The organism is Caldibacillus thermoamylovorans (genome assembly GCF_000751775.1).
GTDB lineage: Bacteria > Bacillota > Bacilli > Bacillales > Caldibacillaceae > Caldifermentibacillus > Caldifermentibacillus hisashii.
The window spans coordinates 13032-28376 of sequence record NZ_CCRF01000066.1 but is presented as its reverse complement, the minus strand read 5'-3'; the positions used below and the strand labels follow the sequence as shown (position 1 = coordinate 28376).

General features: G+C 37.4%; 14 protein-coding genes. 6 read left to right on the top strand and 8 right to left on the bottom strand.

Annotated features, from left to right (window positions below; translation table 11 throughout):
* Positions 1 to 127: 127 nt before the first annotated feature.
* The 5 genes from BT1A1_RS19335 to BT1A1_RS18225 all read right to left on the bottom strand — a co-directional run bounded on the left by BT1A1_RS19335 (position 128) and on the right by BT1A1_RS18225 (position 2349).
* Positions 128 to 376, bottom strand: a complete 249-nt coding sequence (locus tag BT1A1_RS19335; RefSeq protein WP_034771487.1) for an Imm6 family immunity protein — start codon at positions 374 to 376, stop codon at positions 128 to 130.
* Between the two features lie 97 nt (positions 377 to 473).
* Complete coding sequence (locus BT1A1_RS19505) at positions 474 to 596, bottom strand: hypothetical protein (protein WP_269147497.1); 123 nt, start codon at positions 594 to 596, stop codon at positions 474 to 476.
* Positions 597 to 672: 76 nt separating this feature from the next.
* Positions 673 to 891: a pre-toxin TG domain-containing protein gene (locus tag BT1A1_RS11650; protein WP_051989118.1), complete on the bottom strand. Its 219-nt coding sequence runs from the start codon at positions 889 to 891 to the stop codon at positions 673 to 675.
* A 205-nt stretch (positions 892 to 1096) separates the two neighbouring features.
* Positions 1097 to 1402 carry a barstar family protein gene (locus BT1A1_RS11645; protein WP_034771484.1) on the bottom strand — a complete coding sequence of 102 codons (306 nt, stop codon included), beginning with the start codon at positions 1400 to 1402 and terminating at the stop codon, positions 1097 to 1099.
* 14 nt (positions 1403 to 1416) lie between these two features.
* Positions 1417 to 2349, bottom strand: coding sequence for a pre-toxin TG domain-containing protein (locus tag BT1A1_RS18225; protein ID WP_197057099.1), 933 nt, complete (start codon positions 2347 to 2349; stop codon positions 1417 to 1419).
* Between the two features lie 364 nt (positions 2350 to 2713).
* On the opposite strand from BT1A1_RS18225, the gene BT1A1_RS11630 reads away from it, so the two are divergent.
* Together BT1A1_RS11630 and BT1A1_RS11625 are read left to right on the top strand one after the other, a co-directional pair.
* Positions 2714 to 3988, top strand: a complete 1275-nt coding sequence (locus BT1A1_RS11630; protein WP_034771481.1) for a bifunctional folylpolyglutamate synthase/dihydrofolate synthase — start codon at positions 2714 to 2716, stop codon at positions 3986 to 3988.
* A 350-nt stretch (positions 3989 to 4338) separates the two neighbouring features.
* Complete coding sequence (locus BT1A1_RS11625; protein ID WP_034771478.1) at positions 4339 to 6057, top strand: sensor domain-containing diguanylate cyclase; 1719 nt, start codon at positions 4339 to 4341, stop codon at positions 6055 to 6057.
* A 461-nt stretch (positions 6058 to 6518) separates the two neighbouring features.
* Here the strand turns inward: BT1A1_RS11625 and BT1A1_RS11620 are convergent, their stop codons facing one another.
* Genes BT1A1_RS11620 through BT1A1_RS17450 form a run of 3 tightly spaced genes read right to left on the bottom strand, consistent with a single transcriptional unit; the run spans position 6519 to position 9307 of the window.
* Positions 6519 to 8369 carry a hypothetical protein gene (locus BT1A1_RS11620; RefSeq protein WP_034771475.1) on the bottom strand — a complete coding sequence of 617 codons (1851 nt, stop codon included), beginning with the start codon at positions 8367 to 8369 and terminating at the stop codon, positions 6519 to 6521.
* Entirely contained in the window at positions 8353 to 8877 is a 525-nt protein-coding gene (locus tag BT1A1_RS17455; RefSeq protein ID WP_197057098.1) for a PulJ/GspJ family protein, read from the bottom strand. The genes BT1A1_RS11620 and BT1A1_RS17455 overlap by 17 nt, the downstream gene beginning before the upstream one ends.
* Positions 8867 to 9307: a prepilin-type N-terminal cleavage/methylation domain-containing protein gene (locus BT1A1_RS17450; protein ID WP_051989116.1), complete on the bottom strand. Its 441-nt coding sequence runs from the start codon at positions 9305 to 9307 to the stop codon at positions 8867 to 8869. Before BT1A1_RS17450 ends, BT1A1_RS17455 begins: the two co-directional genes overlap by 11 nt.
* Before the next feature lie 490 nt (positions 9308 to 9797).
* Between BT1A1_RS17450 and BT1A1_RS11605 the strand changes: the two genes are divergently transcribed.
* The 4 genes from BT1A1_RS11605 to BT1A1_RS11590 all read left to right on the top strand — a co-directional run bounded on the left by BT1A1_RS11605 (position 9798) and on the right by BT1A1_RS11590 (position 15220).
* Positions 9798 to 11159 carry a G5 domain-containing protein gene (locus BT1A1_RS11605; RefSeq protein WP_034771472.1) on the top strand — a complete coding sequence of 454 codons (1362 nt, stop codon included), beginning with the start codon at positions 9798 to 9800 and terminating at the stop codon, positions 11157 to 11159.
* A 149-nt stretch (positions 11160 to 11308) separates the two neighbouring features.
* Positions 11309 to 12964, top strand: coding sequence for a GspE/PulE family protein (locus BT1A1_RS11600; protein ID WP_081912352.1), 1656 nt, complete (start codon positions 11309 to 11311; stop codon positions 12962 to 12964).
* An 11-nt stretch (positions 12965 to 12975) separates the two neighbouring features.
* Positions 12976 to 14028: a type IV pilus twitching motility protein PilT gene (locus tag BT1A1_RS11595; RefSeq protein ID WP_034771467.1), complete on the top strand. Its 1053-nt coding sequence runs from the start codon at positions 12976 to 12978 to the stop codon at positions 14026 to 14028.
* Positions 14015 to 15220, top strand: a complete 1206-nt coding sequence (locus BT1A1_RS11590; RefSeq protein ID WP_034771463.1) for a type II secretion system F family protein — start codon at positions 14015 to 14017, stop codon at positions 15218 to 15220. Before BT1A1_RS11595 ends, BT1A1_RS11590 begins: the two co-directional genes overlap by 14 nt.
* Positions 15221 to 15345: the final 125 nt, after the last annotated feature.

Sequence of the window (15345 nt, the reverse complement as noted above, 5' to 3'; positions counted from 1 at the left end):
TTTTCGTTTCAGGCTTTACTATTAGGTAGTAATTGAATTTGTGATGATAAGCTGTATAAGATGATTTAAACCGACGTAACTGATATCAATATAGACTGAACTTATAGAATCTAATCACACTCTACCCTCACAAATAAAATCTTCCTGTGGCAGAATAACCCAGAGATAAATGTCTAATTACTCTTCCAAATAAGTTCGCCATTATCCAAAAAAATATTACTAGTCTACTAGTATAAGCAACTGCGTCAATAATACAGTTCCAAGCTTCGACATCTGTTTCATTATCTGACATCTCTTGAATTATTGTTATACCATTTTCCTCATTATCTAATAATTCATAAAGGATATCCCCTATATTTTCTTCACTATTTAGCATACACCTGAAGGATTCGATTGATGTAGTTTTAATGTTCCTGAAACATCTTCTGGTTTTATACCTGTCTTTATTACCGCTGAATCAAATTCATTCAGAACTATTTCTTCTGCATGCCTAGTGAACAATGGGTTATTCCTGGAGCTTTAATATTCCTGTCAGGCATTACTTCATCTAAATCAGGTAATCCAGCTTCTTTACGTACTTTTGGTTCCTCCTTCAAAAGTCAAATTTTCCAATCCTTTTCCATCAGTCTTACCAACTGCAACTGTTTCAGTTTCTGGAACATTCCATTTTTTCTATTGTACATCTATATCAGTTTTACCAATATCAATCTTACTTTTATTACCCGTACTCTTTACCGGTGGAAGTAATGAAAGAGCCAAAAAACCTCCCGCAAGTAGACGGTCACCAAAAGAAAGCTTCTCACCGGTAACCGGATCATATTCACTGAATACCCGTTGTACGTCGTTCCATCCGATGAGTTCCAGTAAAAACTCGCTTACTTTGTTACCCATCTTTTGTTCATCTTTTTCCATTTCGGCAGCCGTGAGACTAATTAATCTTTGGGTCGTATCAATTTTATCTTGGAAATTCGCTGAAACCTATCTGATATATCTACTTACCATGAATATGTAATATTAAATATGGGATTAACCGTAAATCCATATTACATTATATAAAAACCTTGAAAGGCAAAAGCCAATCAAGGTTTTTAGAATTTTATTTATAGACGACTTTGCATTTCCAATGTGGATATTGTTCGTTAAAATCATCTAAGAGATTAATCAAGATATGGGAATCTTTTGGTAGTTTCTCTTCTACGTTATTCCATCCTTCAAAAATTAAAGTTTCAGGTAATTCAATTAGTCCAGTAATTGCATCCCAAAAAGCATCCCAGTTCATTCCATAAAAATCGGGTAATCCAAGATTCTTTTGTAACAAACAATGAAGTTCAGTTGAATTTTGAACCGTACTCACATCCAATATAAGCTTATCATGTTTTGCTCCATTCTCCTTTGACTTCAATAAAATCTCCTCCTTTATTTATAAGTTCCAATAAAATGAACTGTTTTATAATGATCAGTTGTAATATACATTTGCCCATCATTAGAATAAAGTAGTCTTGAACCGGGCTGTTTACTTCTTGCTATAGTGTTATTTAAGCCTATATCTGCTTCATACCACACTCTTCCTGGGGCATTAGGTACTACATTTGTTGTGTTTTTGAATACATCCCCACCAAGTTGCCCACCAGATACATAGTTATTAAGTGGTTTTCCTGGTTTCCAGCCGTTTAATGCAGCCACGTCCTTATTAACATAATTTGAAGGTAATTTTCCAGTTTGTTTTAAACTATCAATTAGTGGATTTGCTGATTCAGTAGCTTTAAGAATTTCCTTGTATTTAGCATGCAATGCAATATTGTCTGCCCCGAATTTACCCGTACCCTTAGTAGCCCCTCCTGCCTCACCAACATCCAGCTCATCTAGCTTTGTGTTTTTGATTCGTTGGATCAGGTCCTTTGCATCACTAAACGCATCCTTAACGGTTCTTTCAGCTGCACCGATTCCTGCATAGGCTTCTTGTGCTACTTGCGGAAGTCGAATTTCTCCAATCTTCTTCTTTATTGTATCAAACCAGACCTTGGTTAGGGCAATTGGTGCATTTACTACCTGATCATACACGGAGCGAAAGGCTTGCTGGAATTTCTTTGGATCTAAGACATTTCGAATTTTCTTGAGCACTCCCGGTGTTTTAGCAAGGGCTGGGATTCCTGCATCGGCACCTTTTATCAACATTTTCCCGCCAACCCCTACTGCTTTTGCCGGGAGAAGTAACGAGAGAGCCAGAAAACCTCCCGCAAGTAGACGGTCACCAAAAGAAAGTTTCTCACCGGTAACCGGATCATATTCACTGAATACCCGTTGTACGTCGTTCCATCCGACGGGTTCCAGTAAAAGGCCGTAGTTCACCAACTACGTAGCCTATAATCTCGAAGTTCTTCCTATGTACATATACTTAATCTTAAAATTTATCACAATGCCGAATTCGCATTTCTGCTGGAATTTTATACAATCTGGTATAATAAAAAAGAGTTTCTATGTTGGCACCTTATAAAATGGCAAAAAGCCAATCGAAGGACCGTTCAATCCAAAAACTAGTAAAATTAGTCTGGAAGGAAAATAGACAAAATAACAGAGGAAGGAAAGATTGACACGGTTGTTTTGACTGGAATAGGAATTGGAAACATCATGCAAATCCTTCAATCCATGTACATCTTATTCCTTACAGCGGGAATGCATAAATAAAATTGTTACAACAGGGGAGTGGAAATCAATGTTTCAAACAAGTGAAGAAGTTATCAATTGGATTAATCGTCAACTGAATCAAGGGATAAAACCCGGACTTGAGCGGATGCTGTGGTTAATGGAAAAACTGGATCACCCGGAGCGAACTGTACGAGCGATACATATAGGCGGGACAAACGGAAAGGGGTCAACCGTTTCATTCCTTCGTTCCATTTTACAAACGGCGGGTTATGAAGTAGGGACATATACATCCCCTTATATTGAATCTTTTTTGGAGCGGATTAGTATTAATGGCCAACCTATCCCGGAAGCTGATTTGATAAAAGCAGCAAACGCCATTAAACCGCTAGCTGATGAATTAGCCCAAACAGAGCTTGGCTATCCGTCAGAATTTGAACTGCTTACCGCTATTGCAATCTATTATTTTGGTAAATTACATAAAGTTGATATAACAATCATTGAAGTCGGACTAGGCGGGCGAAAAGATGCCACAAATATTATTCATCCGTTTCTTTCTATCATCACCAATATTGGCTATGATCATATGAATATCCTTGGCAATACACTGACTGAAATTGCCAAAGAAAAAGCAGGAATTATAAAAAACGGTGCCCCGGTCATCACCGCAGTAACTGATCCAGAGCTCCTTCATATTTTTGAAGATACGGCAAAAGCGAAACGGACCACCGTATATCAACTGGGACGTGAATTTACATATAAAGATCTTGGCACAACGGAAACCGGTGAGCAATTTTCGGTAAAAACGCCTTACCAAACATATACTGAACTTTCCATTTCGATGTTAGGGAAGCACCAAATTGAAAATGCGACATTGGCTGTAATGGCAGCAGAATATTTAAAACAATTTTACGCATTGTATATCGAAAACGAACATCTTCAAACCGGATTACAAACGGCATTTTGGCCGGGAAGATTTGAAATACGTGGACAAGTGATTCTTGATGGTGCTCACAATCGGGAAGGAATCGAAACGCTAGTTGCAACTTTACAGCGTCATTTTTCGGATAAAAAAATTCATGTGTTATTTTCTGCACTGAGAGACAAACCTTTGAAAAAAATGATTCACGTACTAGATGAACAAAACTATCATTTGTACTTTACTGAATTTGACCATCATCGAGCAACAAAGGCGGAGAACTTATATGATCTCTCAAATGCTTCTCAAAAAGAAATTGTATTGGATTGGCCAAAATTTATAAAAGAAAAACAATTGCAAGCTGATGAACTCCTTGTCATTTGCGGCTCTCTTTATTTCATCAAAGAAGTAAAGAAGGTATTTTAAGAAAAGCGATCAGTATTCGGAGCCAGACACAGTTCTTTTTTTACATTAAAAATGATTGAGGGGTATCGTTACCGTTACCCCTCTTCTATTGGTCGTTGGTCCGATCATAAAGAAGAAGAATTTCACGAGCTAATAATCCAGTGCAACGGCAAGGCCACTGTACAGCAAAAGTGAACCGCCTAAAAACCAGATATCATGTTTGACGATTAACCTTTTGGAATTTTCAATAGTATCGCAACGACAAGCAGTCACTTGTTTGCTAAAATGTTCATAAATTTTGCTTTAAATAAAATATTTTTATATTATAATAATAGGTAAAAATGCCCATGCCAAAAGGAGGGGGAGATAGAATGGTTGTAGATAGAAGAACTCAAATTTTTATATGGGTTGCTTGGTTTGCCGTTTTCCCGATAGGATTATGGACCGCATATAAAATTTCACCCCCTACGCACTTCTATCATCATTTTGATTTTTTAGTCACGTCTGGTCTTTCCTGCATCGTAGCTTTGATACCGATCGTCGTAAATCAAATTCCTTTTTCAGTTACACAATGGTTAACTTTATTTGTTTTTCTAAAATACGGATTATTTGCTGAAATAATATTGGCTCAAATTATCACCTTTATCGTCTTGTTAAGATTACGTTTACCAAAAGAAAAGCGGTATAACTTTCCTCTGAATTCTATCATGTTTATGATCGTATCTTTGGTAAGCGGTGCTATCTTTTACATTTTCGGTGGAGAGCATGTTCAAGCAGGAAATTTAACGATAAATTTTGTCGTGCTGGCAGGGCTATATATGGCTTCTTATTTCATAATCAATCAAATCCTTTTCACCGGTGCATTTTCTTTTTTGTATAAAACAAGGAAACCATTAATAACAAAAGCATTTCTTTGGGAAGGGCTTATACATCTAATCGCCTTTCCGGTAGGTATTACTTTGTTCTTTTTATATGATTTAGTCGGTGTGTCAAGTTTTCTGCTGGTAGGTGCCCCGATCATTAGTACACAACTAATTTTGTTAAAATATAATACGAGTAAGGAAATTAATCAATATTTACAAAAGGCCGTTGAAACTGGTCATCGTTTGACCGAACGGCTAAAGTTTGAAGAAGTATTGAACACATTTATCGACCATCTATTAAATATGTTTCCTGCTGATTATTTGTACATTTTCGACGATATGAATGATGACCGTTTACAAGCAGTTCGATGTTATGAAAACGGAAAATTTATAACGCGAAAATTTTCTCTAATAAAAAAAGGCGTGGGTATCATCGGACAAGTATGGGCGACCGGACAGTTCGCATTTTATCGGGATAAACAACAGTGGAAAAACATCAACACCGAGGGAATTCCCGATGAGATGGAGAGTGTGCTTGTTGTCCCAATCATAAAAAACAATGCTGTTTCAGGAGTACTCTTCCTTGGAACGCAAATTAAGGTAGAATATCAAAAATACCACTTAATGATTCTCTATATTCTTTGTTCATATTTGGCAGTGGCACTGGAAAATGCACGACATTATGAACAAACGAAAAAGGAAAGTGAGCGAGATCCGTTAACCAAACTATATAATGCCAGAGTGTGCAGAAGGAAATTACGAGATGGATTCAACCTTTTGCATACCGGCAAAATTAAATGTATTTCTTTATTGATGCTCGATATTGATTATTTCAAATCAATCAATGATCAGTATGGACACCAAAGCGGGAATGAAATCCTTATTCAAATGAGTGATCTTCTTAGGGAAATTGTTGGAAATCGAGGGACGCTCACTCGCTATGGCGGTGAAGAGTTTATTATAATTTTACCGGATGTTAAAAAAGAAGAAGCCATTCAAATGGGTGAATCGATTCGTCAAACGATTGAAAACTTTTCTTTTTATATGCACGATAATTTAGCAGATGAACGAAAAACAATATCGACAAAAATTACAGTAAGTATTGGCGTCGCTTCAGCCCCGGCGGATACCGATAACGCCATCAGCTTAATTCGTTATGCCGACCGAGCCCTCTATCTTGGAGCAAAAAGAGTAGGGAGGAATAAAGTGGCGGAGTATGTGGGGTGAGGTGAAACAAAATTATTCCTATTTTAAAAAATGGGAACGTGTAAATAGTGAGACAAAAGATTTAAGTAAAACGGATATTGTTGCTATTTATAAAAAGATGAGACTGGCAAGCTTTTGTGAAAAGTTATGCAATTAAAGTGAGCTATTGGTACATATGGATTAAGTTGTATCTATTGCATAATCTTTTTAGAAAAAATCCATTGCAGCTTCGAAAAAAAAACAGGAGCTGTAGAGCTGTAGTAGAAGGTAGAGGTATAAAATTTGTGACCATGTAAAAAAACTTATCAAAATTTGCGTCGCTCTTAACTACCGGAACGCTCCTGCTTACATATGAAGTATTCATAAAGATTAGCAAGACGACTTACCTAATATTTTTATTTCATAAACCGGGAATGAATAAATGAAATCCACTAATGTTATGAAAGCATAGTGGATTTTATTATTAATAAAGTAAAATATCCTTATTCTAATTTTCTTTCTGTTATTTGAGGTGGATCGACGCTTATCACCATAGGTTCCCTTGATTTTAAATCGGCATATGTGTTCATAATGTTTGGATCATAAATGATTTGAAGGCGAGATTTTTCTGGTGGCAGATTCAGTTGACTAGCCTGTCCTTCATAATAGTCGTCATCTACTTTTTTTGAACCACTAAATGAAGTTTTACTTGCTTTACCTCGAATGGCATTTAAAACAATTCGTCGAGCAGAAACACCGCCTTCAATTTTAATATTCGACCCGACTCCGAACATCTCTAGTGCTCCTTCAGAATAAAAGAAACCCTTTATATTACTGGGATTGTCTTGGTAGAGACTGTTATTCACTATTTTAATATCTCCCCCCGCAAAAATAATTAAAGAGCCTGTGTTGTTTAACCCATTAATTACTGAATACTCAATAGTTACATCTTTCTTTACATACATAATCGTATTAAATTGGCCATTTACACCGTGAATTGTCACGTTTCCTTCAACAAATATGGGACCATCTAATTTTATTTTATCAAAATCACTCGGATCATTCTTTTCTGTTATATTAGTATTTCCAATGATTAAATTTCCTCCTATATACGCACCATTTTCAAATTTCGTTTCTTTATAGTTTGATTTTGAGCCGCGAATATATAGATCTCTTTTTGTTGCAAAATTTCCGAAGTAATTGTTACCTGTAAACTCAAAATCTTCATTTGTTGAAGTATATCCTTTGACTTTATATTGTGGGTAGACATAATTATTTTTAAAATTCAAGTCATTGTAAAAGGTTTTAACATTACTCGAATCTGAAGTTTGAGCATATATGACACTAGGGCCCTCTGGAAAATAAAAAACATTTTTTTGGTTTTCAATCTGAATATCATCCCGTACTGGTTCTCTCTGTGTAATGACCGGTAGTGTCCCGGAAAAAGCTTTTGAAAGGTCGCCGGTTGTATTTACATATTTACTGTCGATGGTTTTTTCAACATATTTACATTTTGGCCAAAACCAAGGTCCGGTACACACCCAATCTTTATCAGTAGTTCCTTGATTAAAATTGGTCGTTTCAATATGTTTATCGTAATCAGGATTATGGTCAAAAGTATATACATTACCTTTCAAAACAATATGAGATGCTTTTTGTCCCTCAACAGGGGAAGCAGTTGGCAATACTGATGGAATCCACTGTTGACCTCTTATATATGCATAGCCCCTGTCAGTAGTAATTATATTTCCATCAACTTTGAAATCGCCTTTAATCGATACACCTCCATGTAAGAACAAGTTTCCTTCCCCTTTAACACAATATTTGCTATTTGTATTACATTTCTTAGAAAGTTCATCTGATTTATATGCACCAACAGTATATTTCAAAGTGTCAAGTGTCGACTGTGCTCCAAATACGACTTTTGTTGTTATTGATTTTTTCTTTCCGTCAGCTATTCCGGTACTGACGATAGTTGTGCGCTTTTTTAGTGAATTATCCTTAACTGAATCAATATTAGTTATTTTTGCCTCATAAGAACCCGTTTCTCCTGTACTTCTTGTAATACCGGATTTGTAATCATTGAGAGTAGTTTCTAATATTGACTTAAATTGATCCTGCGTAAGCCCGTTTTCGCCAAGTCCTTTCTTCAAGTCCTTATTAATTTGATTCGTCAAATGGTCAATGCCCATCATTGCCAATTCTTGCGCTTGGATATTGTGTTCACTTGTTTGATTTCGCTTCGATCCTGTCAACGTTGCTGTTAATAGCGCCATGGCGAGTACAGTAAAAAGGATGAAGACAAACATCGTTAAAAGAAGGGAGTAGCCTTTTTCATTATTTGTTAAACGCATTTTGGTTAACCTCCTTTCGATCATCAAGAATGTTAAATATACTTGTCAACTCCAGTTTACGTTTTGTATCTTTTGTCTGTAGAACAAGTGCAACCATATACTCAGACTCATTTGTTGCTATTATTTTCGATTCATTAGATAACTCTACATTCGAATCTAGTGGTTCTAATTCTTTATTTATTAAAACGACTTTGCCATCTTTAAATCCTAATTGTTTTTCCTCGGTCCCTTTTTTGATTGTAATATAGGATAAATTATTCGTTTCATTGGGAAGTTGTTTTATATCAATGTCACTCACCTTTAAAGTAAAAAACTCATCTATAAAATTAGCCATAATATAATCAGCTTCATCTCTCAATTTTGTTTCTTCCATTGTTCTTTCGTAGGAGCGAATTCCATTAAATAATACAGAATATATAACGATTCCTATAAATGACAAAATCGTAAGCGTCGCTAAAAGTTCGACTAATGTTAACCCGTTATTTGAGCGGATGAATTTATTCTGCATAATTAACATATCCTTCCACTTTCGACGTAATCGGCACTTTTGAATCGAGTAGTTTTGTCTCGACTAATACATGAACAAGGCTTAAATCTTTTTGATCGTTGTCACGGCTTGGTTTAATTCTAACTTCATAGTCCTTATCATTAATGATTTGAGGTATTTTTATTGAGCCGTCATCCTCAATTTGAAATCCTTCTGCAGGGGTAATGCCGGTTTCGGTTAACACAAAATAATAAGATGGATTTCCTTTTACACTTTCCAACGTTGCTTTTGCCAAATGAACCGCAACAAGTTTTTCGTTGTTTCGATTCGCTGTATTATTTGTAAATAAGAAAATACTTGAGAAAGTTAAAATAATGATTGATAGAATCGTAATTGACACGATGACTTCCACTAAAGTAAATCCTTGTTTATTGGAAAAACGTTTCCCCACAGGGACAACCTCCCCGAAATAATTTTGTTTGTAATTTGTATCAATTTTTACTCCATCGTTTTATAGTAAAATTGTATTAGTATCTGTTATAGTTCTATTTTCCCAAAAAGTGTTGCGGTTTGTTATCGAAAACATTAAAATTAAGTTAAATTCAAATTATATGTTCAAGTTTTTGGCAAATTTACCAATTTATTTATATTAATTATTAGGTTAAAATAATATTAGACAATAATTGTACTATTTATATAATACCTAAATTAGGAAAATTAGACTACTAAAATATGACAATATACTCATAAATTTCAAATATTCAGGGCGACTTAGTCCTTTTTGCGAATATAACGAATAGAAAAACTAAATTTTTATCTGAATTAACCATATAACATGACATTTGTCTGATATAGGTAAAAAGAACTTTGTGTATCAATGAACTGTTATACATGACATTCGGCATATAAATTTCAAATATTCAGGGTAAGGTGGTTTCGTAATGGCTATGGTGAAAAAGAAAAAGGGACTTTACGTTTTGCTTATCGGTATTTTTATTTTTTCATTTGGTTTTTATGAAGTCGGTTCAAATCATTTTGCTTATGCAGCCACCACATTCCCGAAAGGATCATCCATCGGCGGAATTGATGTGGGAGAAAAAACGGAAGATGAGGCGGTTTCCTTATTATTGTCAGCAATTGAACGTTGGAAAAATGAAGGGGATTTTATCGTCCAGACAGCGAATGATTCCGTAGTCATCCCATATAAAAATATTAAATTTGATGTAAAAGCCTCCGTAAAGGAAATGACAAATCAAATTGACAAGCCATGGTACGCCTTTTTTACCAAGTCTGAACCGCAACAATTGCCACTTACCGTGAGTGTTGATGTTACTGATGAACTGCTTGATAAATTTGGAAACTCGATTGATGTTAAAAAAACCGTTCAATTAATAGAAAACACGATTTCTTATCTTGGCCAGCATAAAATAACGGCAGTTTCTTCCAATCAGAACGATGCGGAAGCAACAATTGCGGAAACTTCTTGGGAAATACCGAGTGATTATCTGTTTATGGATGAACTGCTTGAGGAATTAAACAGGATTTCCATTCCTGCTAATTCATCTTTTTCTTATCTTGAATCGATTGCCGACAAGGTAAGTTACTATAGTGAAGCAGAAGGAAATTTTGTCGTATCTATGCTATATGCCCTTCTTTTACAAACAAATGTAGAATTTGTTGAACGACATTCACAAGGAATCATTCCAAGCTATTCAGAGCCGGGGATTGAGGCAAAGGTAAGCAAAAACGAAAAAAAGGATTTCATTGTGTATAACTCGGGACCGAATGAGATTCGCGTGACGGCAGAACAAACGGGAAATGTGTTGAAAATGGGTTTACGGTCCAAAAAGCCGGAGAATACATATCGCTACAGTATTGAAAATAGTCTCGATGTTGATTATCGAACAATCAACCGATATAACAAAGATTTGCAACCGGGTCACAGGCAAGTGCTTCAACCGGGACAGAAAGGGAAACGGGTCGAAGTATATCGAATCACTGTTTCTTCAACCGGAGAAAAGATTGATAAAGAGTTGATCAGCAAAGATTTTTATTTACCAACACCGGAAATTTTGCTTCTCGCACCTGCTGTTGAGGAAACCGGTGATGGTACGGAAACCGGCGAGAACGCGGGGACGGGTGAAGCAAGTACGACTACTGAAGACGGGACAGTCCCGACTGACCAAAAAACGAACACAACAACCGGCCCGGGAAATACAATGAATGCTACTGACAGCAATGACGCTAATCATGCGGCAACAACAGATGATTCAATCTATGAACAACCGAATGTTGTAAAATAGATGGAAAAATCTGAGTACATGCGGCGACTTTGTCCTGAATCTAAGTAGTTCAGATTCCTTGCACGAAAGGCTTGTGGAGTTTGATGTATTTATCTCCCGGATTAAAAGTAATCGTTTCAAAAAGTTTTCCATAACAGGAGGTGGACCCGTTGGCAAGAAAAAGATTAGGTGATTTACTTGTTGAATCCGGATTAATTTCAGAGGAGCAATTAAACAGTACTCTTAGAAGAAAATCGGCAGACGAAAAATTAGGGGATGCCTTACTTCGGGAAGGATATATTACCGAACAGCAATTGATTGAAGTTTTAGAGTTCCAACTTGGGATTCCTCATATCAATATTTTTCAGTATCCGATTGATCCGGATGTAATTCAACTGATCCCGAAAGAATTGGCCAAAAGACATTATGCGATGCCGATTCGTCGTGACAAAAATAAATTATTAGTGGCGATGGCAGACCCGATGGATTATTTTGCCATTGAAGAACTGCGGATGGCGACCGGTTATCATATTGAACCGGCGATTGCGACAAAAGATGAATTATTTCGGACCATAACAAAATATTACGACCTGCAGGAATCAATGGAAGAAGTCATGGGAGAAATTGCAACAAGTGAAACATTGGATGAAACAAGAGTGGCCGATGATGATTCACCGGTTGTTCGTCTCGTCAACCAAATCATTGACAATGCTCTCGTGCAACGAGCAAGCGATATCCATTTTGACCCGCAGGAAACTGAATTGCGTGTCCGTTATCGGGTTGACGGGATTTTACGAACAGAACGATCTTTGCCAAAACATATGCAAAACGTCATTGTTGCCCGGATTAAAATTATGGCGAATTTAAATATTACGGAAACCCGCTTGCCTCAAGATGGTCGAATTAAAACAACGATTAATTTTAAACCGGTCGATATTCGTGTTTCGAGTTTGCCAACCATTTACGGGGAAAAGATCGTAATGCGATTGCTCGACTTATCTAATACCTTGAATCGGATTGATAAAATCGGTTTTTCAGAAACAAATTTGGAAAAATTCACGGGAATGCTGAAACGACCGAATGGAATCATTTTAATTACCGGTCCGACCGGTTCGGGAAAATCATCAACTTTATATGCAACATTGAACGAGTTAAATTCCGATGATGTCAACATTATTACGGTAGAGGATCCGGTTGAATACCAGATGGAAGGTGTCAACCAAATTCAAGTCAATGAAAATATTGGTCTTACTTTTGCAAATGGTTTGCGGTCGATTTTACGACAAGACCCGGATATTGTGATGATTGGAGAAATTCGAGATACCGAAACGGCTGAAGTTGCTACCCGTGCATCATTGACCGGGCACTTAGTATTAAGCACGCTTCATACAAATAGTTCAATTGAAGCTCTTTCTCGCCTGGTTGATATGGGCATTGAACCGTTTTTAATTTCTTCTTCCATACTGGGGGTCGTCGCACAGCGTCTTGTTCGTCGTGTTTGTCGGGATTGCGGACAAACCGTTCCTGCGACGGAGCGGGAACAACAAATTTTTACCGGTCGCGGGTTAACCATCGAAACGGTTCGGCGGGGGCGCGGTTGTCCAAGCTGCAATATGACCGGTTATCGCGGGCGGATGGCGATTCATGAAGTATTGCCGATTGATGAAACAATTCGACGCTTGATTTTAAATACAGCATCGACCACGGAAATTCGTGACTATGTCCGGAAAAAAGGAATGGAATTTTTAATTGATGACGGGTTGAAGAAAGTAAAAGAAGGAGTAACAACGACGGAAGAAATTTTACGGGTAGCTGTATTGGAATAGGGGGGATGACAATGACAACAAACATAAGAGCATTATTGGAAAAAGCGTACGAAGAACAGGCATCAGACCTTCATATCATTGTGAATTCCCCGCCGATTTTGCGCATAGACGGAGAATTACGTCCGGCAGGCGGTTACCCGTTATCGCGGGTTGATACCGAAAATATGGCGAGAGACCTTATTCCGGAGTCGCTCTGGGACCATTTTATTGAACAGGGTGAAGTCGACTTTAACTATGAATTGGAAGGAAAGTCCCGGTTTAGGCTTAACGCATATCATCAAAGAAATAGTATTAGTATCGCAATTAGGACGATTCCGGCAACGATTCCGACAATTGCCGATTTAAACTTGCCAAAAATATTGGAAAGCTTAATGGACAAGCCACAAGGTTTAATATTAGTTACCGGTCCGACCGGTTCCGGGAAATCGACAACACTTGCAGCAATGATTAACTATATTAATCATAATTTTGCCAAACACATTATTACATTGGAAGACCCGATTGAATATGTGCATCAACATATCAAATCAATTATTAATCAGCGGGAAGTCGGCACAGATACGAAAAGTTTTGCCAATGGGCTTCGGGCGTCACTGCGGCAAGACCCCGATATCATTCTTGTCGGGGAAATGCGGGATTTGGAGACGATATCGACGGCCATAACTGCTGCAGAAACCGGGCATTTGGTGCTTGCAACATTACATACGTCCAGTGCCGCTCAAACGATTGACCGGATTATTGATGTATTTCCGCCGCATCAACAGCGGCAGATTCGACTGCAAGTATCCAATGTGTTACAGGGGATTATTTCCCAGCGATTGTTTCCGGTTCGCAAAGGTGGCGGTCGGGTGGCTGCAACGGAAATTTTAATTAATACACCGTCTGTTGCTAACTTAATTCGTAATGAAAAAATTCATCAAATTCAAAACGTCTTACAAACGAGCCGAGCCCAAGGGATGCATACGCTTGAGATGTCGATTCAAAGTTTAGTAAAGAACGGAACAATCAGTTATGAATTTGCCGCCCCATATTTAAATACAGGTGATACAAATGGCTATTTATAAATATATCGGTCGGTCAAAAGAAGGGAAATTGAAGCGGGGAACGGTTGATGCAATTAACAAAACACAGGCAATTAATAAATTGCGGGAACAAGGGATCAGCCCACGGGAATTAACGGAAGCAAAAGGTGTATTAAATAAGGAAATTACCATTGGACATCAAGTGAAACAACAGGATTTCGTCATTTATTGTCGCCAATTTGCAACATTGATTCGGGCGGGCGTTTCCATCGTGGATTCAACCAATATTTTAGCGAAACAAACCGAAAGCAAAGCATTGAAAAAAGTGCTGATGGCCATTGAGGAAGATATTCGTTCCGGGATTCCGTTTTCGGATGCAGCGGGAAAATATCCAAAAGTCTTTCCGCAAATTTTTGTTAATATGGTGCGTGCCGGGGAAGCAACCGGTAACTTGGATGAATCCTTGGATCGACTGGCTACTTATTTGGAAAAACAATATGACTTAAAGAAAAAAGTCCAGTCGACCATGGCTTATCCGATTACATTAATTATTGTCATTATTGCTGTAGTTATCTTTTTAATGGTTACGATTATTCCAAATTTCACGGATATGTTTTCCCAATTTGACGCAGAGCTGCCTAGGATTACAAAATTTATGCTCGGTGTCAGTAACGTCGTTCAAAAGTTATGGTGGCTTGTAATTTTAATCGTACTGGCAATAGGGTTTCTATTTGCTTTTATGATGAGGCAAAATAAAGCTTTTCATTATGGCGTCCATGTTGCCATGTTAAAAGCACCAATTTTTGGGAAACTATTGCAAAAATCAGCTATTGCCCGAATGTCGCGAACGCTCGCATCGTTATTTTCCAGTTCCGTACCAATCTTGCAAGCGTTGACGATTGTTGAAAAAGTCGTGAATAACCCGGTCATCGGAAAAATTGTGTTAGAGGCACGGGACAGTTTGGAAAAAGGGAATAAGCTTTCCGAACCGTTGGAAAAAAGCTGGGTGATTCCACCGCTTGTTACGCAAATGGTGGCCATCGGTGAAGAAACCGGCTCACTCGATTTTATGTTGGAGAAAATTGCCGATTTCTATGAAGCGGAAGTAGATCGCTCGGTCGATACATTGAAATCATTAATCGAACCGGTCATGATTATCCTTTTAGCTGTCGTCGTAGGAACAATTATTCTATCCATCATGGTCCCGATGTTTACGATTTATCAGCAAATTTAATAGGTTAGTAGTTTTTCGTGGTTCTTAACACCTTTTGTTTGTTACGTAAAAATAACAATCCTTATAGGGGGTGATTGCCAAGGGGATGGGATATGAAGGGCAAGAAATAAGATCGAAAAATGAAA